The following is a 24,318-nucleotide window of genomic DNA, read 5'->3' as shown; positions in this document are numbered from 1 at the left end:
CTTTCTCCTGATAAGAGAGTGTTGATAAAGGAAATGGACTATCAGAATCGGAATTTTTACGGTTTGCCTGGTTGGAGGTTAATAACTTGCCCGCATCAATATTATGATTAAGTTTGCTGGGGGCGGCATTTGTCTGAGAAGAGATAGCCAGTAAAACAAAAAGGGTCTGGAATAGCTTATTCATTAAGTCTCCCTATATAATACAGCTGCCAGACCATTCTGGCAGCTGTATTAAACATGAAGACTTAATATGCCCAACTCAAGGCTAATTGATAAAATAAAAGCCGTTTTGTTAATTATCCGCTTAAAAATGCGATCCAGATCTCGCGCAGTTAGATTAATCCACAACATTAACCCCTTGTTTAAGCATAGATAACAGACAGATTTTAAATCCTCCATCAAAAGCCACAAGGCGTTAAAGTGATAAAAAAACAAGCCCCGGATCGCTGCGCCTAATAAAAACATGCTCACTTTAAAACCTGGCAGCATCATTCCATTTGTAAATCTTGCGCATTTTTTGGTAACGGATTTTTATTCTTACTATACTCTGACCAAGGCATCATATTATTGATGATCAGCGACCGCCAATAAAAGTGATTGATTTTAAATGGATGACATATTTGAAACTACAACAGGCAAAGGTTGAGAAGATTCAAGTAAAGACTGGTTCAGTATTATTGAGATGCCAGGGAGACTGGACGGCTAAAGCCCTTCATAATGTGGTTAAATATTTACAAACCGATGCCGGCTCGCTCGAAAATGTGTCCATACAATGGGATGTTTCAGGTGTAGGAGAGATAGATTCTGCCGGTATGATGCTTTATATCCATTACCATGATTTACTGACGTTACAGCATTGCACTGTCGAGCTGACAGGCGCCAGGTCTGAGTATGAAGATCTTTATCAGCTGTTGCGTTCCCATGTTTCTCAGCAAGCGGTGTCAAAACCCCGCTTATTATATCGCTTGCTGCTCCCATTCAGTAATATTGGCAAGTCTGCATCAAATTTCTGCCAGGATATTAAAGATTTTCTTGCCTTTATCGGTGAAAATTCTGCTGCGCTGCTTACCTCACTGCAGCATCCATCGTCCATCCGCTATGCATCGATTGTCAAAAATATTGAAGAAGCGGGTGTTCGTGCACTGCCTATTATCTCCCTGACAAGTTGTCTTATTGGTGTTGTGATCACCTATCAGGGCGCGTTGCAGTTGCAGAAGTTTGGCGCCAATATTTTTATAGTAGACATGATAGCCATTTCTGTTACCAGAGAGCTGGCCCCACTGATCACCGCAATAGTCGTAGCCGGTAGAACCGGCTCATCCTATACTGCGCAACTTGGTGCGATGACCATTACTGAAGAGATTAGTGCCATGCGAACCATGGGCTTTGAACCGCACCGGTTTCTTGTTCTTCCACGCATAATTGCCTTAATGATTGCCATGCCGCTGCTGATCTTTTTTGCGGATATTATTGGTATTGCGGGGGGGATGATTGTTTCCAATATGCACCTGAATATTTCCTATACCGAATTCATCCATCGTCTGCAAAATGTACTCGATATAAAACACGTCTGGATAGGGCTTTTTAAAGGCCCCTTCTTTGCCTGGTTAATTGCAATCACCGGCTGCTTTCGGGGTTTTCAGGTTTCCAGAAATACTGAAAGTCTTGGCCGCTACACTACAATCAGTGTGGTCAACGCTATCTTCCTGGTCATTGCCTGTGATGCACTCTTTTCCGTTATCTTTACGGAGTTGGGCATATGAGTACCGTTATCAGTGTGGTGGACGTGGTGACTCGGTTTGCTGACAATGTGGTTCATGACGGCGTGAGTTTGAGCGTACAGCACGGTGAAATATATGGCCTGTTGGGCGGCAGTGGTTCAGGAAAATCGACATTAATGAAAGAGATGATCATGTTGTTACGACCTTCATCTGGAAAAATAGAAGTGCTCGGTCACGATTTGATCAATATAAGCCGAGCGGAAGCTGCCGAACTGCAGGGTCAGTGGGGCGTACTTTTTCAACACGGGGCACTTTATTCTTCACTAACGGTAATGGAAAATGTAGCGATCAGTCTCAAGGAATATACAACGCTGCCGGAAAAACTGATCCGTGAGATTGTACAGATGAAGATCAACCTGGTAGGTCTTCCTGCCCACACAGCAGATCTCTATCCTGCTCAGTTAAGCGGCGGCATGGTCAAGCGCGCATCGTTGGCACGGGCTCTGGCTATGGATCCGCGATTATTGTTTTTAGATGAGCCGACTTCCGGACTGGATCCTATCGGGGCTGAAGAATTTGACCATTTGATTGTTGAATTACGAGATATGCTGGATCTCACTGTTGTTATGGTGACGCATGATCTTGACTCCATCTGGACAATTGTGGATCGTTTTGCCGTTCTGGCAAATAAAAAAGTGATTGCAGAAGGTACGCTGAAGGCGGTGATACAGCAGTCCGATCCTGTCATCCAGCAGTTCTTCCGGGGAGAGCGCGGGCGCTTAAGGAGTGGTCATGGAAAGTAAAATAAATTACACGATTGTCGGACTCTTCGTTGTTATCCTGACGGCTGTATTGTTAAGCACAACCTTCTGGTTAACAAAGCAATACGGACAAAAAACTTATGATACTTACTTTGTTCATTTATCAGAATCGGTTGCAGGGTTGAATATAGATGCCGCTGTTAAATATCGAGGAGTGGACGTTGGTTCGGTGGTTAGAATTGGACTAAAAGCGGATAACCCTGAAGTGGTGGAATTACTCCTCAAAATATATCAGGAGATACCTATCAAGACGGATACCACTGCGGCGCTAAATTTCTACGGTATTACCGGGCTTGCTTATATCGAACTGAAAGGCATAGACAAACAGGCTGCATTGTTAAAAAGAGTAAATGATACGATACCCGTTATCCCGTCAAGACCGTCAACATTAAAAAGAATTGATCAATCTTTGAGTCAATTCGCAGAAAAATCCACTGAGACACTGGAAAACATCAACCGCTTACTCGGTCATAAAAATTTAAATAATGTTGAACTGCTGCTGTTTGAAAGCAAAGAACTGGTTAAAGATCTGCGCGTCCAGTTAGAAGGTATTCAGACGCTTGTTGATAATGGGATCGTGATGGAGAACAAGATAGCCGAAACATCTGCAAAGATCAGTGCAGCCGCAACCAGTATCGAGCAGATGGCTGATAATCTTGATAAGAATACAACCGGTCTTAGTCAGGAAATGAGCAGAGGGATGCGCACGAATTTTAGTTCATTGAACCAGCTTTTAAGCGATCTGGACATTTTGACAGGAAGTCTGCAGACAACCCTGCAAGGTATTAAAAACAGCCCAGCTGATCTGCTTTTCAAACGTTCGCAGCCGATTCCGGGACCCGGTGAGGAGGGTTATCATGAAAAATAGAGATTTTATTTTGCTGGCAGCGTTATTGATAGGGGTGACAGGATGTGCCGGCGAAAAACTGCCGCCTGTTTCTACCTATACCCTTTCTCCAGAGCTGAATACTTTTCAACTATCTAAGAGTAGCGAAGCAAAACCGGCCAGCATTCTTATGTTAGGCAGGATTCGCAGCACGCATCTCTTTAATGGTAGAGATATAATTTATAGCGATGCACGATATGGGCAGAACAGCTACGCTTATAGCCGCTGGAGTGATTCGCCTACGACCATGTTGCTGCTTATTTTTCAGGAAGCACTTGAAAAAAGCGGTCGTTATGTTGCAGTCGTTCCTTACTCATCACAGTCAGAATCTGATTTTCTGCTGGAAAGTACACTATTTGATTTCAGCCATAGCATCAATGATGACGGGACCTCCTCTGGCATTATAAGAATGCGCTTTAGCCTTATCGATAAAAATACAAACAGAGTTATCGCCAGTCGAGATTTTGTTGCAACTGTGCCAGTCGCATTGCCGATGAATGCCAGTGGAGCGGTAGCCGCACTGAACAAAGCTGTTATTATCGTTACTCAGGAACTGATTGATTGGCTGAAGTAAATTATCAGAATATATATCCGTTATCATTTACGATGCAAAATCAGTTTGCCCTCCAGGGCGTTAGTTCGAAAACCAATACAGCTTAAAAATATTTGAGCAGGGAATAACTATTGTCTTCATGTTGCAAACTAATGGGTAACCGCGACGGTTTCGTGAAATGAAGACTTAACACCTCTTCACCTCCCTATCTGCCTCTAAATTCAGCAAAATAATTAATATTGAAAATAAAATTTGGTGTTGTTGCTTTTTTCAGTTACCATGCGTTCGCTCTTTAATTCAGAGTTATTAATGAAATTATAAAGTCCAAGTTGTTATCTTAGTCACTCCCGCATCATTGTAGTTGTCCTTCGTTTATCCCTTAGCTTGATCATCACATTCAATAATTCAATCTCAGCGCTGCGCATTTTTGCGATATTTTTTTAATGAATTTATATAAGGGACACAAGATGTCTAATTCAACAACTGGTTTAGTAAAATGGTTTGACGAAGCAAAAGGTTTCGGTTTTCTTACTCAAGATAACGGCGGCGATGACCTGTTTTGTCATTTCCGTTCAATCGCTTCTGAAGGCTTTAAAACATTGGCTGACGGCCAAAAAGTTTCGTTTGAAGTTGAGCAAGGCCCAAAAGGTCTGCAGGCTACAAATGTAATCGCACTATAATTTAGTGCCATCGAAAAGGTGATGTTAGGTCACCTTTAATTTAGTAAATCATTACAACATTTAAATTACTCGCTACAAATATTGACCTCAATAACACCCACTTAGTTTGTGTTATGTCGATTTATATTTTTATTGTGAGCTCTAAAATTTAGAACTGTACTGGTTATTCTTTTAAATAAAAAAGGAAATTTGTTATGGCTCGTGCTACGGGAAGAAAACGATTTTGGTTCCAACAAAGTCGCGATCAAATATCAGAAACAAAAAATACAATTAAACAATCACAACAATTAACTAAGTAATACCACCAGCGATGTTATTTTTGAGGAGCCTCTATCCTCTTAAAATAACCGAGCGGGAACACCTCTTCGTTACTGCTACTACCTAATAAAGCCTGATCATCTAAAACGGCTTATTAATGACTTAAGCCCACAAAATTCCCCAATATAAAACGGCCCTGCCCTGTTTTTATCTGAAAGTGAACTACAGTCCAGCCCAGCTTCTTAAAATAAAAATATCAGTATTGCAAACCGATAAGTTCTCTCACGCAGTCTAAGGTTTCTATCAGGTTTTGGCTGAATTTATACGTCATGATATCGCTTTCGGTTTTTTGTTGACGTAACAGCGCATTAAAATGATTGATTTCATAGTTATAGCCGTGTGTTTTGCAGTCGAAATCAATATTTTCCTGAGTTGCATCGTTAATTAAGGTGACCGTTGACGGACTATTAAAACCGCGGTTAATTTTAATTATGCCTTGCTCGCAATAGAACACGGCTTCACCGGGGGTTGATTCCAATAATGTCGATTTTAATAATGCTGTGGAACCATTGTTATAGTCAAATGTCATGGAACAGGAGGAATCTGCTCCGTTATCAAAGAAGGTCGCATCGGCTGTTATTGTGTCAGGCATTCCAAGTGTCGAAAGTGCCGCAAATATCGGGTAGATACCTATATCTAAAAGACTGCCCCCACCCAGTGATTTATTAAACAACCTGGATTGATCGTCGAATTCCCGTCTAAAACCAAAATCTGCTTCTATTTTAAGGAGCTTGCCATAGGTTTGGTTATTTAACGCAGTTAATACAAATTGATAATGCGGCAGAAAATAGGTCCAAAGCGCTTCCATCAACAGCACATTATTTTTTTTCGCGGCGGCAATCATGCTATTCACTTGCTCGCCATTCATGGCAAAAGGTTTTTCGCATAATACGGCGATCCCCTGCTCTAAACATAAGAGTGCATTTCCTTTATGCTCGGAATGGGGTGTTGCTATATAAACGGCATCAATATTTGCATCATTGGCTAACGCCTCATAGCTAGCATAGGCTTTAGTTGCGTGATGTTTTTGCGCAAAGGCCTGCGCTTTTTGCTCGCTTCTTGAGGCGACGGCATATAGCTCTGCCCCCTTAACCGTTAATAAATCGCTCGCGAATGTATCGGCTATATGACCCAGGCCGATAATTCCCCAACGGATATTCCTGTTTTTTAGTGAGTTCATTTGCTGCTGCCTATAATTTACCAGCCTAAAGGCACTGATTTAACCTGGGTGTCATAATATTCTTTAAGTTTTTGTTGTAGTTCCGGGGAGATTGATTTTTGAGACGCGGCGATATTATCTGCCAACTGCTGCTCATTTTTGATCCCTGGGATCACCGTAGAAACTGCCGGTTGTGCGAGAATAAATGAGAGAGCCGCCTCATGAAGCGTCATCTCAGTACCGATTATTTTAAGCAGATCTTGCTGCAGAGCAAACCGGCGCTCAATATAATCGCTATACCCGCGCGAACGTATATCATTAAAACGACTCTCACTGGTAAATTTACCCGTTAACCAGCCGGAGTCCAGCGGCACTTTTACGACTATGCCATACTCTTTTTCAGCCGCTTCTTTAAACGCATTACCACTCTCTTGGAAATTGATATTATAGAGCGGCATGATGATATTACTGGGTGTTGTGCTAACGAGTTTATGGATACTTTGATAATCATCAAGTGATGCACCAAAGGCAAGTATCTTCCCTTCCTGTACTAATTCCTGAAACACGTCATAAAGTGGATTGTCACCATCGCACAATTCAATTGCAGGACTGTGCAGCAATACTGAATCGATATAATCTGTTTTTAAGATAGATAGGCTGTTTTCAACCGTCTTTTTCAGTGTTTTATGATCAAAGTTTTCACCATCGGGGCCGTGGCCGAACTTGGTATTGACGACAACTGCAGAGCGTTTACCAACCAGGGCTTTGCCTAAATATTCCATGGAGGCGCCCTGACCATAGTTAGGTGCGGTATCAAAAAAGTTAACACCCTGATCGATGGCGGCATGAACAAGGCGAATAGGATCTTGATTTACATCTCCCCATTCGTTTTTATTGGTATTGCCTAACTGCCATGCGCCAAATCCTAACTGTGAAACCATTTTTCCGGTTTTTCCATATTTTCTTTGTTTCATATATTGCCCACTTAGTTATTTTAGGACGATTAACCGTCCGGATAATTTATGTCCTCAGACTCAAACTTGCGGTTAAATATCACCACGAACATGTTCTTTCACTTTTGAATAATAGAAGTCAGATAATGTATCGTGTAATGTTTTTGATAAAGGTGCCATGGCTGCAACCAGAGCGTTCTGCTTAACTTGTTGCGCGCTGCTTGCGCCGCTAATAACGCTGGTTATTTGTGGTTGGTCGACTAGCCAACGTAACGCGAGTTGCGCTAATGGAATATCAGCAGGGAGCAAACCTTTGAGTTCATTCACTAATTCAATTGCTTTGCCATAAGGTAAACCGGAGAATGTTTCGCCAACATTAAATGCCGCGCCGTCTTTATTGTAGTTACGGTGATCGCTTTTACTAAATTGCGTGTTCAAATCAAATTTTCCGCTTAATAAACCACTAGCCAGTGGTAAGCGCGCAATAATCCCTACATCAGCCGCTGCGGCCTGTGGTAGCAATTGCTGAACTGCATCTTGGCGGAACAGGTTAAAGATTATCTGTAATGAGGTTAAACCCGGCTTATCCAGACACATTAACCCTTCTTTAATATTTTCAACACTGGCACCGTAATGGTTAATTAAGCCTTGTGAGCGAAAGTCTTCTAGCGCGTGCCATACAGCATCACCTTGTAACACGGCAGGTGGAATGCAATGCAGCTGTACCAAATCGATACAATTTACCTGTAAACGCGCTAATGAGCCTTCAATACTGCGCTGCATATTTTCAGCTGTGTATTGATCCGGGTAAAGAGAAGCATCACGACCAAGCTTAGTGACAATGGTGCGTGGTTGCGGATGTGCGCGTTGCCAACAACCGATTTTCTTTTCGCTCTCCCCACCGCCATATACATCGGCAGTATCCCAAAAAGTGATCCCTTCACTATCAGCCGCACTTAAAATTTGTTGGCTATTCTCAACACCAGCCGGACCAAAATCCCCGCCTAACTGCCAACAACCTAAACCAATTACCGATGCAGAGAGTCCACTTTTACCCAATTTTCGTTGTTCCATTATTGCCACCTATTATTTACGACAAACAAATAACTGCAAAAGATTAACGATAATCTAATCGCATCCTATGATATCCACTATTGTAATAAATCGAGCAGTGTTTATCATCACCAATACAATCAACTCACTGTTTAACTTTATTTAACAATCAAAAAACGAGAGAAAATAATTTATGTTGAGACCTGAGATATTGGCATTTTTAGCGGTGGTAAAAACGGGCAGTTTTACCCGTGCAGCAGAGCAGACTAAAACATCTAAATCTCGCGTATCACAACAAGTATCGAGCCTGGAGAAAACCCTCGGGATCACCCTGTTACACAGATCAACCCGTAAAATACGACTGACCGATGCGGGCGACTCTTATTACAGCGAATGCGCCCGCGCCGCCGCTATTTTAGAACAGGCCCGAAAAAATCTGAATGAGCAGCAAGACCAGGTAGCCGGACTAATTCGACTCAATTCAGTGGGTGGTTTATTCTCAGAAAATATGCTCGCACCTGCTGTCATTGCTTTTATGCAGCAATATCCAGACGTTGAAATACAACTTGATTTCAGCAGCGCACAAGTTGATGTGATTGCTGAAAACGTAGACTTAGTGGTGCGCATGGGACAATTAAATGATTCAGCGCTTATTGCACGTAAGTTGATGGAGATAAAAACCGATGTGGTTGCCAGCCCTGCGTTTATCAAAAAACAGGGGAAACCCAATCAGCCACAACAATTAGCCCAGTTCAATTGTTTATGCGGCAGCTTACGAAAATGGCACTTCCAACATAAAAGTTCAGAACAAGTACAGGATGTAACTGTTACAGGCTCACTCTCCTCTGCCAACGGTCATATATTATGTAGGGCAGCCATTGAGGGGGTAGGCATAGTACGCTTAAATGAACTTTATACTGATCAATATATACAAACGGGCAAATTAGTCTCCATATTTGAACAGTGGCAAATCCCCTCTTCTCCGGTGTCGCTTATTTACCCCAAGGTGCGTTATAAAACTAAACGGATCCAAGTATTTGTAGATTTTCTGATAGCCTGGTTTGAAAATAAATAAGGACAGTTCACCTGGTAGGGAGCTAATGCAATCGGGGAGATTCAAAGGTTTATAACGGTTAACGGATGTAAAGATAAGATCAGGTTTATAGACTGCGAAGAGCCGATGAATGAGTAGCGTTAGCTATGGGTTCATCGTATTGCTTTCCTTTTCATCCAACAAGGTCAGCGCTCCAAATTGAAAAACAGGCAGTTCCCCCTGCCAACAAACATATTTCAGAGGGAACAATGGAAATAATAAAGAGTTAACCTTTATAAATTTTCGGATTAAAGACATCCCTTAACCAATCACCCAAGAGGTTAATAACCAGTACTAGAGTTACCAGTACAATACCGGGGAAGAGTGTTATCCACCAGGCGCCCGAGAAAATGTATTTAAAACCTATGCTGATCAAGGCGCCTAATGAAGGCTGCTCAACGGGTAAACCTAAGCCTAAAAATGATAATGCAGCTTCAGACATAATAGCATTAGCGACTTGTACCGTAGAAATAACTAGAATCGGTGACAGACAGTTTGGTAAAATATGTCTGAACATTATTCGACCCGCTTTAAATCCCATTACTTGCGCAGCTTCTACATATTCTTTTTCTTTTTCCGCCAGTACCGAAGCACGAATTGTACGCGCATATTGCGGCCATTCGGCCATACCGATTATCACCACCAGCATGATCACCGCATATTCACTGTAAAATTCGTTACCAAAACTCGCTTTAAAAATAGCAGAGACAATAATCGCCACCATCAGGGTTGAAAAGGAAAGCTGTACATCCGCAAAACGCATTAGAAAACTGTCAATACGTCCGCCAAAATAGCCAGAAGAAAGCCCAACCACTATGCCTATTATGAGCTGCAAACCGACGGCTAAAAAGCCAATGGTTAACGATAAACGTGAGCCGTAAAGTATGGTTGAGAATATGTCGCGCCCTTGATCATCCGTTCCCAGTACAAAGTTTTCATCCCCCTCTGCCATCCACGCAGGGGGAAGTTCCGAATCCATAAGACTAATACTGGTAAGATCATAGGGATTAGTCGGTGCAATGAGTGGCGCAAATAAAGCCATCACTAAAATAGTAAGGAAGATAGCAAAGCTGAACATTGCAATTTTGTCTTTCAAAAAATAATAGATCAGATCTGAATTTTTCAAACGTTCCCAACGGGTAGGAACATGAGAAGAAGTAATAGTATTCATGTTTAAGCGCCTTTACCGGTTATATTTACGGTAGGATCAACCACACCATATAAGAGATCCACAATAGTATTTGTCACAACAAAGATTAAACCAACAAAAATCACATAAGCTGTGATCAAGGGGGTATCCACACGGTTAATAGCTTCTAAAAATAAAAACCCGGTTCCCGGCCATTGAAATACAGTCTCAGTCAAAATGGTATAGGCCACCATAGTACCTATCTGCACGCCACCAACGGTAAGCACTGGCAGCATAGTATTTTTCAGAGCATGCTGGTAATAAACTTTATTCATCGGCAACCCTTTCGCCGTGGCGAATTTAACATATTCAGAGCTAAGCGCTTCCAGCATTTCAGAACGCACCAAGCGGATAAACAGCGGCAACATGATCGACGCTAACGAAATACAAGGTAAAATAAGATGTAACAGACCATCTTTGGAGAGAAATCCTGTATCCCAGCCCAAAACATTAACGGTGACACCACGTCCGTAGGAGGGGAGCCACTGAAGCTCAATGGAAAACAGATACATCAGCATAATTGCAGTCAGAAAAACCGGAATGGAAATACCCAAACTGCTGAATGCCATGATCATTTTTGTCCATGTACTTTTAGGGTGAATAGCGCAGTAGACCCCCAGCGGTATGGCAACAAATATGATAATCAATGCCGCACCCAAAACCAGTTCAAGGGTTGCTTCAAGTTTATCTAATATGACGTCAACAACGGGCTTTTTAAAGAAATAAGAGGTGCCTAAATCCCCATGCGCAGCGTTGGAAATAAAACGGGTGTATTTAATAGGAAATGGATCATTAAGACCTAATTCGTCACGCAGTATCTGCCTCTCGTCCTCGGAAACAGATTGGCCAACTAACTCGCGAAGCGGATCGCCCAAGTTATCTTGAATAGAGAATGCAACCAAACTGATCACAAACATCACTACCAACGCCTGAAAAAGACGATTGATCAGAAACGTAAACATTCCTTGTACCTCAAATTAATTAATAAACGTTTAAAACGAAGCACTAAGGTCTCGCAATAAAAATTTGAATGGAAAAACTATCTCTTTGCACAGTAAGGCCCTAAATAAATAGGGCCTTTATTAGCTTGTTTAACTACTATCTATTTAACAACCTTTTATTTAACAACAAGGTCACCGAAGTACGGGTAGTTCATGGAGTTAACTATGGGTTCAATCTGCAGATTAGATTTTGCTCCCCATGCCAAATTCTGCCAATGAAGAGGAACAAATGCAGCATCTTTGTACAATATTTGTTCTACTTTCTGTAACATAGACGCACGTTTAGCAGGATCTGTTTCAGCATTAGCCGCATTAACTAAACTGTCCACCTCAAGGTTAGAATAATGTCCGCAGTTATAAGGACCTTTGCCCGTTTCAGCATTGCGCGTCATGGTCAAAAATTCAGAGAAGTTAGCTGAATCTTCTGTATCTGAATGCCAGCCAATCATCATAATGTCCGCAGCACACACATCAAATTCAGGCCAGTATTGCGCTTTAGGCAGCGTTTTCAAGTCTACATCGATGTAGATTTTAGCTAGCATACCGGCAGATGCCTGTGCAATTTGGGCATCCTTCACGTAACGGTTGTTTGGCGCCATCATAGAAAGCTGTAACCGTTTGTTTTTAGAGTAACCCGCTTCTTCCATTAATTTCTTCGCTTTTGCTACATCAAAACGAGGTACTAATGTTTCATCATAACCGGCGTAACCAGAAGGGCCTTGTTGGCCAGCCGTGGTTGCAAAACCTTTCATAATCTTTCTAACAATACCGTCATTATTAATTGCATGGACAATCGCTTGGCGAACGCGCACATTTTTAAGCGCCGGATTACTTTTCTGATTCATTTGGAAAGTGATGATTCGCGAACCGGGAACAGTGGTTAATTTAAGACCTTCAGTCTCAGCAACACGTTTCTGATCGTTTGGCGCCACCGGGTAGATCATATCTACATCGCCGGAAAGAAGCGCTGCAACACGAGTTGCATCTTCTTTAATCGCTACCAGTGTCAGCTTATCAACATTACCGGGAGAGTTGGTATCCCAATAATCATCAAAACGCTCAAATACCACTTTAATGCCCTGTTCACGCGTCGTTATCGTATAGGGGCCTGTACCTGAAACGTGGGTTGACGCAAAAGAACCGCCATGTTTAACAATTTCACTTTTATCTTTACCGTCCATTTCGCCAGAATAGAATTTTCTGTCCATCGGGAAGATGTAGGTCGCCGTTTGCAGTACTAACGGGTAAGGTTCAGTTGACTTAATCTCTACCGTGTAATCATCAATTTTAACCATTTTCTCATAAGGTGAGAAAACGCCTTTAAAATCAGCAGAGTTTTTCAGACGATTAAATGTCCAAATAACATCGTCCGCAGTCATCAAATTACCAGAGTGGAATTTAACGCCTTTACGCAGATGAAAACGGAATGTTGTATCATCAATACGTTCCCATTTTTCAGCTAAACGGCCTTCAAACTGCAATGCTCTAGTGAAACGAACAAGCGGATCGAAGAGCATATGCGACATCTGCAGCGTTCCCCCTGAAAGCTGCTCATGCGGGTCAAGTGATACCGGGGTAGAATCATAGGCAACAGTAATATCTGCCGCTGCAGCACTGAAGCTTAATCCTGCTGCCAGCAAAGCAACCGCTAGTTTGGTCTTGAAGAATTTCATTACATAACTCCTTGATGCCGGGAGTAATTTCCCGTTGGTTTTAGTTGTTGTAAAATGTTGTCACACCGCGCTGCTAAACTTTAGTTTATCTGTCGTGCTTACCACTATTATTAACCTGTAAATTCAATTTATGGGACACTGCGTTTTTCGTTAATATCAGTGGCTGATAAATTAAGAATTAAGCTCTCAGCCCTTTAAATTCAGGCATTAAAGAAACAAGATGTTGACTGTATTGATGTTGTGGCGTGTTAAACAATTGCTCTGTAGGCGCAACTTCTAACAACTTGCCCTGCTGCATCACCCCAACACGATCACACACTTGACGTATAACCGGCAGATCATGACTGATAAATAACATGGTCAAATTCAGTTCATCCTGAAGATCTTTTAATAAGTTCAATATTTGCGCCTGCACAGAGACGTCTAAAGCGGATGTCGGTTCATCACAGATTAATAAACGCGGCCTTGTTGCTAAGGCACGCGCAATAGAGATACGCTGGCGTTGACCACCTGAAAATTCATGCGGATATTTCACACCAGCCATGCGCCCTAACCCCACATGATCTAATAAATCATGCACAATTTGACGAATTTCAGCCTCTGATTTGGCGAGTTTATGAAAGCGTATCGGTTCAGCAATAATATCGAATACACGCATCCGAGGATTCATTGAAGTATAGGGGTTTTGAAATACCATCTGCATTTGCCGGCGAATTGGCCGGCGCTCTTTTTCTGATTTTATTGCAGTTAAATCAATACCTTCAAAGGTGATCTTCCCTTCATTTGGAGTATATAAACCGGCAATGACACGCGCTATGGTTGATTTACCCGAACCGGACTCCCCCACCAGACCGAAGGTTTCACCTTCGTTAATTTGAAAACTAATATTATTGTTAGCTTGAACATATTCACGGCGGCTCTCAAACATTGAGTCTTTGGTGGTAAAACGTAAACTGACATTTTCCACATTTAATAGCGGCCCGCTATATTCACGCTGATCTTCACTTTGGCCTAACCAATGGTTTTTTATATCCAGTTTCTTCATTTCGCCCGCTTCCTCTATATAATTTACCAGAGGAAATCGATCTAATTTAATATCTGAACGAGGTACCGCAGAGATCAGGCTGCGCGTATAGTCATGATCAGGATTTCCAAGCACTTTTTCCGTTGCGCCAAACTCAACCAAATCACCGCGGTACATCACCGCAACTTTATCCGTTACATTAGATACCACGCCCATATCATGGGTAACCAGCATACAACCAACATTTTTATCAATGCACAGGTTACGGATAAGGGTCAGAATTTGATCCTGAATTGAAACATCCAGTGCGGTAGTGGGTTCATCTGCAATAATTAAGTCCGGCTCACCAGAAAGGGCAATTGCGATAACAACACGTTGGCGCATACCACCTGAAAATTGATGTGGATATTGTTTAATTCTTAAATGCGCATCAGGAATGCCTACTTGCTCCATTAAATTCAGCGCGCGTTGATACGCTTCTTTTCCGGTAACCTTTAAATTTGCGCGAATTGTTTCTGTTAATTGTTTTTCAACGGTGAAAAGTGGGTTTAGAGAGGTCATTGGATCTTGAAAAATAAAACCAATTTTCGAGCCGCGTACTGAGCGCATTTGCTCAGCGGTTAAACCGGAAATTTTTTCACCTTCTAAATAAATGTCACCACTGGCAATAACCCCCGGTGGACTCAACAGATCCATAATGCCATTACCGACAGTTGATTTACCTGCACCTGACTCGCCAACAACGCCGACAATTTCTCCTCTTTCTATTGAAAACGAGAGTGATTTAACGGCAGCATGGATTCCATGACGAGATGGATACTCAATGCGAAGATTTTTTACTTCTAATAAAGACATGATCAATTACCTTCAATCAGATGAATAGCACCTAGCATCAAAAAATTATTACCATTTAGTATGTTTTACAGATGACGAGATAAAAGAACAAAAAAACATAACTAATAATAAAACGCTATATGAGAGTGGGGGTATATTATTCAATATATTTGATTTTGCAATGATCCAAATTAGGAATACAACAAAGCATTAATACTTAAAAATAACCTTTACAACATTATTTTTACTATGAAAACAGGCAGTAAGCCATTTTTAAACAGTGACCAAGTGTAATACTAGCAAAATAGATGCCAAAGAAAATTATCAACTTAATAGCCTGTGACACCCCCTTCCTTGTAAATAATGACCAAGGCAAGTCTTGTGGCGCTTGGACTGCTGTTTTTTTTGATCATAAATCATGGCCAACTTCACCTCGATTAAAAAATCAACTCCTAATCAACACGCACCAGATTGGTGTGCAACGCTCTGCTTTGGTCTGTCACTGGAAGGATGGATAATAATTTTTATAACGGTATGAAAATCAAACGATAGTACCTATAAAGACAGAGTATTAAATTGCATTAAACGTGAAACACATCACGTCAACTCGGATTTATACATATAGGTTCAGATGGGTATTATACCAATTCGCTTCATTATCTGATCAGTTTTGCTTATCCTGATTATTTTCTGGATAAATAAGGCAATCCGCTGACGCCTCTCGGTTCGTTTATTGATCCCCATATTTGAGCAGTGGCAAATTCCATCGATTACGGTGTCGATTATTTACCCCAAGGTGCGTTATAAAACTAAACGGATCCAAGTATTTGTATATTTTCTGATAGCCTGGTTTGAAAATAAATAAGGACTGTTCGCCGAAATCAAGCAAACCATATCAACGCAATATTCAAAAACACAAAATCAATGCAGGTCATGCAAGAGCGGATTGAAGAAGAGCGAGATAAGAACGCCCCAGATCTATTTAAATATCATCACCCGAACTTTGCATATTGTCATCTCCTTGAATTTCAACCTCCTCGGGATCAATTTCAATCACCGGAATCGTTTCTTCAACACTGAAGTAAATACAAGTTGGAATTGAATAATTAGGCACATCATCATATGAAAATATAGAATAATATTTCGGTATATTGGGGTTACCAAAATTATCATAGGTATAGGTATCTTGACCTGCATAAATTTTAACGCCATCAAAAGGAGAACGCGGTGGATGAAAACGGTTTCTCACCACAAAAGAGCCTAATAAGTCTTTGCTTTCAGGATTTTCCCATGTGATTTTAGTTGTCCTATTTTCTATTGATGTCTTTATATCGCTGGGAGGTTGTAAGGCAAACTTAGCACGTTCAATATATTCAATGACTAATTTAGCCTGTTTGTCGTGAACAGGATCATTAAGCCAGTTAATCAGTTCGCCTTGCCCATTTTTCAATGCGGCAGTTGCACGAATAATAAAATAGGCTTGCTTATTTCCTAAATGAAACCCTTCTAGCTCTGTTCTGCTCAGCGTATCAAAATCAAAAAAATGTTGTGTTTTATAGCGTAATTGCTCGTGACCGACTTCATATCCAATATACTGAATACTTTCACGCTGCTTAATACTTTCAATATTAATGCCTTCAAATTCAGCAAGCTCTACTGTAAAACGAATATCTTTTTTATCACCAAGGGCACTGCTGTTTTCAAGCTCTAAATAGGCATCGGTGATCACGGTTTTTTCCGGATCAGGCATAGAATGCAAGGCAAATGACAACTGACCATAAATTTCATGGCCATTTTCATCATAACCCGATTGCAAACTACCCGTTACAATGCCATTTTCAGAGATAGTATTAACTGCAGTGGGAGAGACTTCAACGGTTTTAGGTTGACGGCTATAAATGATATCTAAATTAGGGCGATAATGAATGCCCGAGCCAAAGCGACCATAACCTATGTCAAACTGCATCATTTGAGAATCGTTACCTTTAGGTAATAGCGTAGGGCCATCAATACGAATAAGCACTGTACCCGTTTTCAATTGTTGTTGTAGAATATCCCGTTCTTTACCATTTAAATGCCAAGCACTCCAGACACCTTGGGTAACACGATCTGATTCAATCGTTTGTCCCGAGTGAATGACAGTGGCATTGGCAATATCGTTATAATCACGAATATTAGGGACAGAGCTCGCATCTAAAAATGAAATTCCCCATTCACCATAGCCTTCAATTTTTGCACTCACCCTATTCATCGGATAGAGAGAGAAACTTGCTTGTTTAATGGTGGCATCATCCGGTAAGCGATCCAGTGAAAAAGCAATTACGCCATAGCAAATGCCTCGAGATTTATTGATACCAATAAATAAAGAATTTAAACCAAAATGTTCCTGATTTTTCTCTTGGGTATATTGCCCCACATAACCAATATCCTGGCTGGCAGGGAATAGGGTTTTGCTATATTTGTCATGCGCTAATAAGGTTTTTAATTTAAGTTCAGGCGCATAAGGCCCCTTGATTTTAGTTTTTTGATCAACGGCTCGAATTTTATAAAAATAGTACTGACTCGTTTTTAACTGCACATCGGTAAAAAACAATGATTTGGTTATACCCACTAAATTATCATCGGTACAGGGACTTTTATGACTGATACTGCGATAAATTTCAAAATAAACAGGGTCGTTTTCAGAATATTCCCATTCTAATGAGATATTGTTTTCGGTTAACTCGGTGAGATTAAAGTTATCTACTCGTTTCGGTGCCAAATGAGAGTAGTTAATGGCGGAGCCAAAAGCGTACACTAATGCCGGAATATTTTCATTTACACTTTGCGACATATTTTCCATATAATCAGGAATGTTTTTTGTGCCCACTTCTACGACCGTCGCAATAATGCCGCGATTATAATAATACTCTCTACCGCTACCATTGATTAAGTTTGTAGGTGGCTTGCCGCGATGAATACCGTATTTTCTACCGGTCACTTTTTCTATTTCAAATGCCATATTGGCACAAAGTATATTGAGATCTGTCGTATCTATTTCAGCTTCATGATTAAATTTATGAGCCGGGAAGAAAACATTACCTTGTGAATGGTAATCAAGTGCAATAGTAATATTTGCATGGCTTTCAACAAAATCACGAACAGCAGATGTTTCTGGCTCTGAAAATTCATTTGGGCCACTGTAAGTATTTGAGCTGGTATCGGAGCGGGTTTTAAATCGCACGCCAAAGTTACGGTTTAAATCTACACCGAAACTACCATCACCATTATCACGTCGATTTTTACGCCAAAATGAAAAATGAGTACGCGAGAACTCAAATCCATCCGGGTTTAAACAGGGAACAATATAAAGCGTGTTAAGCGTTAATGCTTGTTGCAGCTTAGGATTGAATTGATAATTATCAATAATATACTTAATAAAATTATTTGCTAATTCAATACCAATCCACTCTCTTGCATGAATAGTTCCGGTATATAACAAGGCGGGTTTAGTGTCCGCATTTGCAACATCCAGGCTAATCGTTGCCATCACAATAGGCCGCTTTTCCCACGTTTCACCAATACTTTGTACCCTTATTAAATTAGGGTGTTCAGTGGCTGCCGTGTTAAGGAAGTCAATCGTCTCTTGATACGAAAAATATTGTTTTTTCATTATCTCTGTTCACTCTAATAATTAAACTTCAGCTTAAATACTTGCCAGGCTTCCATAATGCTGACAACTTTTTTGTTTTTTATGTTTTTCACTTGATAAAAATGGGTACCGTCACCCTGTAAGGCGTTATAAACACCTTCAACACTGAGGGTTTGAATAATGAGCTCGGTGTGTTTTTTACCTATTCCGTTAATGCCCATTAAGAAAAATTCAACATCATCAACAGTCATGGTTAAAATTGATTCGATATTTTTAAGTAGCGGTGATTCATCACACTCTTCATTTGCGAGGAGAGCGCTGGACTCAGTTAGAGCGGATGAACTATTGACTCGATTAGTGTCCGTTGCTACTTGCCTGTTAGGCTCGCGCTTACAGTAGTTATCTTGCCGGTTCCAGACTTCACTCGGCCACTCTTCCTGTTTACCGTCAATGGTATTTATTATGGGGTAATCATCATCACTGAGTGCCGTAAACATTTCACCGCTATCACAACTTGGATAGACTTTTCGTCCAAAAGTTATATAGCGCATAGTACGTAAAACATGGGCGCTGATCTTGCACAACTCTTCCCAATTGTAGGGAGGAATATAAGGTTGCTTAAATTGACCTGTGGATAATTTCCACATTAAATACTGACCAATCCAATCCCGAATGTAAGGGAATGCGGCAAAAGCAGTCGCACATTCTAAAATGCGATATTTTCCATCGTTCCCCACTGCAATATCACAAGCCCAGTATTCAGCATTCGCAGCTTTAGAGACTTTAACCGCAAGATCTAATACCCCTTGAGGCACATCCATATAGTCCATACTGCCTCCTTGGCTGGTATTGGTTAACCATTCACCTTCAGGGGGTCTGCGCCAAAAAGCACAAACTGGTTTATGACCAATCAACATCACACGGATATCAGCGGCCATCGGCACAAAGTCTTGTGTATAAACGGGGTAATACTTTTTCTTATTGAGTAATTCTGTGGCCTCTTGGTTACTATCTACTTTATGAACAAAATATCCCCCATAATTTGAAGGACCATAAGATTTTTTAATAATCTTCGGATAAACCGTTTTTTTAAAAAACTGCGAAGCCTCTGATGGTTCATAAAATATTTTTGTTTTAGGAATGGGAATATTATATTTTTCACAAAGTTGGGTAACATTTTCCTTAGATTTATTGGCAAATTGAGCATCTAATGAGGGTATAAACTGGACATTAGGCAATGCACGGGATATTTCTCTAAACGTTTCATATGCGGTGGCAGGTACGTTACCAATTATCACTTCAATTTTCTTTCGTCTAACTTCATTGATAAAACATTGTTTATCATTTCGCCAATGGTAAATAACGGTTTCTATTTTATCCGGCCAACCCTTAAAATTTGATTTATCAAAAAAACGCAAGACATGGTCTAAATATAACAAACCAATTTTAGGCAACGATTTTTGTATAGCTTTTTTCACTATGTTCACCTTCTACAATGCTTTCTATAAGGTCGGCTATTTTATTGATTTTAAGCTGGTTAAAATTTAAGCCGATTTTTTCCTGTTCAGGTGTCGCAAATGCAGGTATCCCATTCACTTCAAGTACAACATATTCTTGAGCATCTAAATCATATAATAAATCCACACCTGCAATTTCCAGCCCGGTGACATTTGCCGCCTTGATAGCTAATTCAATAACATCATCATTAGGCTCCCGTAATAAAATAGAACCGCCGCTGGTAATATTAGTTCTCCAATCACCTTCTGGCGCGCTACGGCCATAACAACCGACAAATTCACCATTAACAATATCAACTCGCCAATCTGTTTTATCGTAATTAATATATTTTTCTAGATACAGGTTTTCCAGCCCCATCCGGTTTAAAAAGGGAATTAAAACATCGAGTGCTCTTTCGTCCTCTATCTTAACTAACCCGTTCCCTCCCCAGCCATCGGTAGGCTTATAGACTACTTGCCCTTGCCAATCGCTGACTGTTTTTTTTAATAATGAAATATCATCACGATGAATCATGCGATATTCAGCCGTTCTTATTCCGGCATGATTTAATGCATGAGCAGTTAAAAACTTATCTTCGGTCAACGCAAAGGCATCATAATTATTAAGGGTAGAAGTAGTCTGATTAAGTAATTGATACATATATAATTGAAAGGCTGATTGCTCCCCTGCATTGTATGAAAAAAAAGCGTCTAAACTTTCCATATTAATGCCGTTACAAATAATTTCACCTCCAGATGCGCAAGAATTTCCTAGATTTAGATCCGTTATTGTCTTTATCCCTTTTTTTGCCAGCATATCGATTAATTTTTGCTGTATTTCAACGCCTCCACAGTTTTTATATAACCACATTCCAACCGTTGGTTCTGAACCTATATTTACATTACTACTCATTATTTTATCACCCCATTTCGAAGTAAATTCTTCCGTATAAATAACGCTAAATATTTTTATGATTAAATAAAAATTTCTATCTACATATTCACATCAACATTAAGTATAAAAGTAGCACAAAAAGATGAATTAACTATACTAACTAGAAATCAAATAATTAATAATGTCAATGATTTGTGATTATTTCTCAGTTTGAAATAGGTCAACACCTCTCCTGGCTATAGCATTTTTTCATCTACAGTAAATAAAGTGCGGATCCGCTAAAAGCCTTACCCTAAGTGCATCTGTTCATAATGTAAAAAGTTAACTTTTTGGGTGATATTAGGGTCTGTTTATTTTGAAAGTTTGCTTTTATTTAAACAATATTAATCAAACCGCCATATAGGGAAAAGCTATGGATTTTTCGGAATTAGCTAGCATTATCAATTTGAATTCATATACCAAGAATAAATGTGGTGTCGATGAAAATGGCGTTATTTTCCGAGGATGGCTGGAAGCGCTTGGTTATAAATGCACAGTGTTTCCCCGAGAAGAGATAGGAGATCATCTGTTATTTAATTCACCCTTCCAAAAAGGCAAAAAACGCGTTTTATTATTGGGACATTTAGATACGGTTTTTCCTCCTTATACTTTTGTTGCTTTTTCTGAAGATCAAGAGTGGGTGTATGGCCCTGGGGTATGTGATATGAAAGGGGGCAATATAGTTGCCCTTGAAGCTTTACGAGCTGTAAAAGCTAAACAAGGAGCAATCTGTAATATTGATATGTTATTGGTGAGTGACGAAGAAAGCGGTAGTGATGACAGTAAACAGTTAACGGCTGAATTAGCGAAAGATTATGATGTTTGTTTAGTTTTTGAAGCGGCTGGTATTGATAATGAAGTGGTGATTGGCCGCAAAGGGGTTGGTACCTTTACTATTTCATTACTGGGTAAAGCGGCTCATGCGGGCAACCATTATATTGATGGATGTAATGCTAATTTAGCCGCTGCGCATATGATTATCAAACTAACAGAGTTAACTGATTTAGCCGAAGGAACAACGGTAAATGCGGGCAAATTTAGTGGTGGCCTTGGCGCAAATACCATATCACCTACAGCTGAAATTATTGTCGAAATACGTTATACCCAAAGCCAGGAGAAAGACCGTTTACTACTTGGCGTTAAAACGATTGTTAATCAGACCTTTGTTGAAGGCGTTACGGCAACAATAACAGGAGGAATACAGCGAGATGTTATGCAACCATCCGATAAGCAGGCTCAATTATTAGAGCAGCTGAAAAAAATACTCGGCTACTCACTTAAAACGGAAAAACGTGGTGGCGTGAGTGATGCCAATATTGTTTCTTCTGTTGGTGTCGCAACGCTTGATGGTTTTGGGCCCTTTGGTGATGGTGATCATACCATTCACGAACGAGCTAGAAAAAAAAGTTTTATCCAGCGTATAGATGAAATGACCAAGATATTACTGGCATTTAATGTGAGATGATTCGTCTCAACTCAAAGGGGAAATAAACTAATTGAGGAGAGACAAACCTTTCTCATAAAATCAATAACCTTAAAACATTAATCGCCTAAATATGTAAATGGCGTTTTATCTTTTTAGTCGGGGTCTTGATAAAGGGTTCGCTCTGCTCGACTACTTTGCTTATCTTTGAATAGCTAGAAAGTAGTGCGTTAGCAGCCGTTCGAATCTCTTCCAACAGCGATAAAATATCACCATGCAGAGCAGAATCACTGGTATTAGTTACATTATGGGATTCATCAAACTGGTCGTAATCAATGTGTATTTTAGCAACCACTTTCCGATCGAGTTCATAAACGAGAGAATCTAATACCAGCGGGTGCTGATTGATAACAGATTCAACAGCTTCGGAATAAATATTCTCCCCGCTTGCACCGATAATCACGTTTTTACTGCGCCCGTTAATGGTCAAGATACCATTGTCATCTATATAACCGAGATCGCCGGTATTTAACCAGCCATCTTCATCTAATACTTCGGCAGTACGCACGGGATCTTTATAATAGCCCATCATAATATTCGGACCGCGTACATGCAGCTCACCGTCACGGATCTCTTCCGATTGTTTTTCAAACCGATATTCAATGTGTGGAACAATTAATCCTGTTGTACCGAGCTTTGTGCACCCGGGCGCCGCAGCGGCAATAATCGGCGCAGTCTCAGTCAGGCCGTAACCAATGGCATAGGGAAAATCGGCTTCAAGTAAAAATGCCTCAACAAAAGGCGATAACTTGGCGCCGCCAATACCAAAAAGACGCATCTGTCCGCCAAAACTTTCCTGGAGTTTTTTCCCTGCAATCTTATTTAATTTTTTACGCGCAAAAGCGACGTTTTCATAGAGATATTTAACCACGCTGTTTTTATTAAACTGAGCCAAGACTTTTGATTTGTAAATTTTTTCAATGACCAGCGGCACACATAGCATACAGGTCGGCTGTACTTTCTGCATCGCCGCCAGAATGATTTTTGGCGAAGGCACTTTACTGATGTAATGAATGGAAGCGCCCGTTGCAAAAGGTACTAAAAACCCGGCAGAACACTCATAGGTATGCGCCAGAGGTAATATGGATAGAAACTTATCTTCGCTGTGTATATTGACCATGCTTTGTATCTGCTGAAACTGTGAAATCAGGTTTTTATGAGACAGCATGACCCCTTTTGATTGGCCGGTTGTACCCGAGGTATAGATAATCGAAGCAAGATCATTTTCATCAATTATTACAGGCTGACGACCATCCTGCAGATGCGCCAGCTGCCGCGCTTTTGCCTTAATCTGGGCAATTTTTGCAGCACCTTTACTAACCAGTTCCGAGTGTTTCGGCGTTTTATCTTCTAATAGTTCAAGCGATTCCAATGAAAAAATATACTGTAGCGCGCTGCTGAAATCATCTTCGTTAAATTTAGCGCTGATTTTGTTAGAAACAAAAAGAGCAACAGCTTCAGAGTGTTTAATGATGTGATGCACTTCATTGCGATGGAAGTCAGCTAAAATAGGCACAACTATCGCCCCCATGGAGGTGATAGCGAGGTAAACAATTCCCCAATGGGGCATATTCTCGCTGCAGATAGCCACTTTATCACCCTGCTTTATTCCTAACGCCCCGAAAATAGTATGAAGCTGCGCTATTTTTTCTCCTGCTTGACCGTATGTTATTTCAATATCGCCAATATTTGAGACTAAAATATTGTCTTCATAAAAAGAAGTTGAACGTTTTGTTAACGCTGCCAAAGTATTGTGTTCAAGCTGTATGGTCATTCAGGATCCTTGCTACCAAAAGAACTAAAAAGTAATCAGTCT

General features: G+C 40.6%; 18 protein-coding genes and 1 pseudogene. 7 read left to right on the top strand and 12 right to left on the bottom strand.

The genetic code is table 11. The features are described 5' to 3' along the window. Positions 1–184 (bottom strand): annotated as a pseudogene (locus ACJAT7_RS07235) (hypothetical protein); the annotation flags it as partial. A 427-nt stretch (positions 185–611) separates the two neighbouring features. On the opposite strand from ACJAT7_RS07235, the gene ACJAT7_RS07230 reads away from it, so the two are divergent. The 5 genes from ACJAT7_RS07230 (at position 612) to ACJAT7_RS07210 (ending at position 4,661) form a co-directional block, all read left to right on the top strand. Continuing rightward, positions 612–1,763 carry an ABC transporter permease gene (locus ACJAT7_RS07230; protein WP_415226126.1) on the top strand — a complete coding sequence of 384 codons (1,152 nt, stop codon included), beginning with the start codon at positions 612–614 and terminating at the stop codon, positions 1,761–1,763. Then, positions 1,760–2,524 (top strand): ABC transporter ATP-binding protein, encoded by a 765-nt coding sequence (locus tag ACJAT7_RS07225; RefSeq protein ID WP_415226125.1) that lies wholly within the window; start codon positions 1,760–1,762, stop codon positions 2,522–2,524. The genes ACJAT7_RS07230 and ACJAT7_RS07225 overlap by 4 nt, the downstream gene beginning before the upstream one ends. Further along, positions 2,514–3,410: an MlaD family protein gene (locus tag ACJAT7_RS07220; protein WP_415226124.1), complete on the top strand. Its 897-nt coding sequence runs from the start codon at positions 2,514–2,516 to the stop codon at positions 3,408–3,410. Before ACJAT7_RS07225 ends, ACJAT7_RS07220 begins: the two co-directional genes overlap by 11 nt. After that, complete coding sequence (locus tag ACJAT7_RS07215; protein WP_415226123.1) at positions 3,400–4,002, top strand: ABC-type transport auxiliary lipoprotein family protein; 603 nt, start codon at positions 3,400–3,402, stop codon at positions 4,000–4,002. The genes ACJAT7_RS07220 and ACJAT7_RS07215 overlap by 11 nt, the downstream gene beginning before the upstream one ends. Positions 4,003–4,448: 446 nt before the next feature. Then, positions 4,449–4,661, top strand: a complete 213-nt coding sequence (locus tag ACJAT7_RS07210) for a cold-shock protein (RefSeq protein WP_415226122.1) — start codon at positions 4,449–4,451, stop codon at positions 4,659–4,661. 514 nt (positions 4,662–5,175) lie between these two features. Here ACJAT7_RS07210 and ACJAT7_RS07205 read toward each other — a convergent pair. The 3 genes from ACJAT7_RS07205 to ACJAT7_RS07195 all read right to left on the bottom strand — a co-directional run bounded on the left by ACJAT7_RS07205 (position 5,176) and on the right by ACJAT7_RS07195 (position 8,165). Further along, positions 5,176–6,159 carry a Gfo/Idh/MocA family protein gene (locus ACJAT7_RS07205; RefSeq protein WP_415226121.1) on the bottom strand — a complete coding sequence of 328 codons (984 nt, stop codon included), beginning with the start codon at positions 6,157–6,159 and terminating at the stop codon, positions 5,176–5,178. 17 nt (positions 6,160–6,176) lie between these two features. Next, positions 6,177–7,112 (bottom strand): aldo/keto reductase, encoded by a 936-nt coding sequence (locus tag ACJAT7_RS07200; protein ID WP_415226120.1) that lies wholly within the window; start codon positions 7,110–7,112, stop codon positions 6,177–6,179. A gap of 72 nt (positions 7,113–7,184) precedes the next feature. Further along, positions 7,185–8,165 carry an aldo/keto reductase gene (locus ACJAT7_RS07195; RefSeq protein ID WP_415226119.1) on the bottom strand — a complete coding sequence of 327 codons (981 nt, stop codon included), beginning with the start codon at positions 8,163–8,165 and terminating at the stop codon, positions 7,185–7,187. A 172-nt stretch (positions 8,166–8,337) separates the two neighbouring features. On the opposite strand from ACJAT7_RS07195, the gene ACJAT7_RS07190 reads away from it, so the two are divergent. Continuing rightward, positions 8,338–9,219 carry a LysR substrate-binding domain-containing protein gene (locus tag ACJAT7_RS07190; protein WP_415226118.1) on the top strand — a complete coding sequence of 294 codons (882 nt, stop codon included), beginning with the start codon at positions 8,338–8,340 and terminating at the stop codon, positions 9,217–9,219. Between the two features lie 244 nt (positions 9,220–9,463). On the opposite strand, the gene ACJAT7_RS07185 is transcribed toward ACJAT7_RS07190, so the two are convergent. The 7 genes from ACJAT7_RS07185 to ACJAT7_RS07155 form a co-directional block, all read right to left on the bottom strand. Further along, positions 9,464–10,408 carry an ABC transporter permease gene (locus tag ACJAT7_RS07185; RefSeq protein ID WP_415226117.1) on the bottom strand — a complete coding sequence of 315 codons (945 nt, stop codon included), beginning with the start codon at positions 10,406–10,408 and terminating at the stop codon, positions 9,464–9,466. Positions 10,409–10,410: 2 nt separating this feature from the next. Continuing rightward, positions 10,411–11,388 carry an ABC transporter permease gene (locus tag ACJAT7_RS07180; RefSeq protein WP_415226116.1) on the bottom strand — a complete coding sequence of 326 codons (978 nt, stop codon included), beginning with the start codon at positions 11,386–11,388 and terminating at the stop codon, positions 10,411–10,413. Between the two features lie 155 nt (positions 11,389–11,543). Then, positions 11,544–13,100: an ABC transporter substrate-binding protein gene (locus tag ACJAT7_RS07175; protein ID WP_415226115.1), complete on the bottom strand. Its 1,557-nt coding sequence runs from the start codon at positions 13,098–13,100 to the stop codon at positions 11,544–11,546. 178 nt (positions 13,101–13,278) lie between these two features. Further along, positions 13,279–14,979 (bottom strand): dipeptide ABC transporter ATP-binding protein, encoded by a 1,701-nt coding sequence (locus tag ACJAT7_RS07170; protein WP_415226114.1) that lies wholly within the window; start codon positions 14,977–14,979, stop codon positions 13,279–13,281. 961 nt (positions 14,980–15,940) lie between these two features. Beyond that, positions 15,941–18,610 (bottom strand): M14 family zinc carboxypeptidase, encoded by a 2,670-nt coding sequence (locus tag ACJAT7_RS07165; protein WP_415226113.1) that lies wholly within the window; start codon positions 18,608–18,610, stop codon positions 15,941–15,943. A 14-nt stretch (positions 18,611–18,624) separates the two neighbouring features. Beyond that, positions 18,625–20,067 carry an ATP-grasp domain-containing protein gene (locus ACJAT7_RS07160; protein ID WP_415226112.1) on the bottom strand — a complete coding sequence of 481 codons (1,443 nt, stop codon included), beginning with the start codon at positions 20,065–20,067 and terminating at the stop codon, positions 18,625–18,627. Beyond that, positions 20,036–20,998 (bottom strand): ATP-grasp domain-containing protein, encoded by a 963-nt coding sequence (locus tag ACJAT7_RS07155; RefSeq protein ID WP_415226111.1) that lies wholly within the window; start codon positions 20,996–20,998, stop codon positions 20,036–20,038. Before ACJAT7_RS07155 ends, ACJAT7_RS07160 begins: the two co-directional genes overlap by 32 nt. Before the next feature lie 394 nt (positions 20,999–21,392). On the opposite strand from ACJAT7_RS07155, the gene ACJAT7_RS07150 reads away from it, so the two are divergent. After that, on the top strand, positions 21,393–22,484 hold the full coding sequence (locus tag ACJAT7_RS07150) for a M20 family metallopeptidase (protein WP_415226110.1): 1,092 nt from the start codon (positions 21,393–21,395) through the stop codon (positions 22,482–22,484). A gap of 85 nt (positions 22,485–22,569) precedes the next feature. Here ACJAT7_RS07150 and ACJAT7_RS07145 read toward each other — a convergent pair whose 3' ends face one another. Continuing rightward, the gene (locus ACJAT7_RS07145) at positions 22,570–24,276 is read right to left on the bottom strand and encodes an AMP-binding protein (protein WP_415226109.1); all 1,707 of its coding nucleotides are present in this window, start codon (positions 24,274–24,276) and stop codon (positions 22,570–22,572) included. Positions 24,277–24,318: the final 42 nt, after the last annotated feature.

The organism is Psychromonas sp. (genome assembly GCF_047632995.1).
Lineage (GTDB): Bacteria > Pseudomonadota > Gammaproteobacteria > Enterobacterales > Psychromonadaceae > Psychromonas.
The sequence above is the reverse complement of the archived record's forward strand: the minus strand, read 5'-3'. Positions and strand labels throughout refer to the sequence as shown.

Bases quoted from the DNA above. Each gene is read 5' to 3' on its own strand.
- ACJAT7_RS07230 (WP_415226126.1), top strand. From the start codon at position 612: ATGACATATTTGAAACTACAACAGGCAAAGGTTGAGAAGATTCAAGTA.
- ACJAT7_RS07225 (WP_415226125.1), top strand. From the start codon at position 1,760: ATGAGTACCGTTATCAGTGTGGTGGACGTGGTGACTCGGTTTGCTGAC.
- ACJAT7_RS07220 (WP_415226124.1), top strand. From the start codon at position 2,514: ATGGAAAGTAAAATAAATTACACGATTGTCGGACTCTTCGTTGTTATC.
- ACJAT7_RS07215 (WP_415226123.1), top strand. From the start codon at position 3,400: ATGAAAAATAGAGATTTTATTTTGCTGGCAGCGTTATTGATAGGGGTG.
- ACJAT7_RS07210 (WP_415226122.1), top strand. From the start codon at position 4,449: ATGTCTAATTCAACAACTGGTTTAGTAAAATGGTTTGACGAAGCAAAA.
- ACJAT7_RS07205 (WP_415226121.1), bottom strand. From the start codon at position 6,159: ATGAACTCACTAAAAAACAGGAATATCCGTTGGGGAATTATCGGCCTG.
- ACJAT7_RS07200 (WP_415226120.1), bottom strand. From the start codon at position 7,112: ATGAAACAAAGAAAATATGGAAAAACCGGAAAAATGGTTTCACAGTTA.
- ACJAT7_RS07195 (WP_415226119.1), bottom strand. From the start codon at position 8,165: ATGGAACAACGAAAATTGGGTAAAAGTGGACTCTCTGCATCGGTAATT.
- ACJAT7_RS07190 (WP_415226118.1), top strand. From the start codon at position 8,338: ATGTTGAGACCTGAGATATTGGCATTTTTAGCGGTGGTAAAAACGGGC.
- ACJAT7_RS07185 (WP_415226117.1), bottom strand. From the start codon at position 10,408: ATGAATACTATTACTTCTTCTCATGTTCCTACCCGTTGGGAACGTTTG.
- ACJAT7_RS07180 (WP_415226116.1), bottom strand. From the start codon at position 11,388: ATGTTTACGTTTCTGATCAATCGTCTTTTTCAGGCGTTGGTAGTGATG.
- ACJAT7_RS07175 (WP_415226115.1), bottom strand. From the start codon at position 13,100: ATGAAATTCTTCAAGACCAAACTAGCGGTTGCTTTGCTGGCAGCAGGA.
- ACJAT7_RS07170 (WP_415226114.1), bottom strand. From the start codon at position 14,979: ATGTCTTTATTAGAAGTAAAAAATCTTCGCATTGAGTATCCATCTCGT.
- ACJAT7_RS07165 (WP_415226113.1), bottom strand. From the start codon at position 18,610: ATGAAAAAACAATATTTTTCGTATCAAGAGACGATTGACTTCCTTAAC.
- ACJAT7_RS07155 (WP_415226111.1), bottom strand. From the start codon at position 20,998: ATGAGTAGTAATGTAAATATAGGTTCAGAACCAACGGTTGGAATGTGG.
- ACJAT7_RS07150 (WP_415226110.1), top strand. From the start codon at position 21,393: ATGGATTTTTCGGAATTAGCTAGCATTATCAATTTGAATTCATATACC.
- ACJAT7_RS07145 (WP_415226109.1), bottom strand. From the start codon at position 24,276: ATGACCATACAGCTTGAACACAATACTTTGGCAGCGTTAACAAAACGT.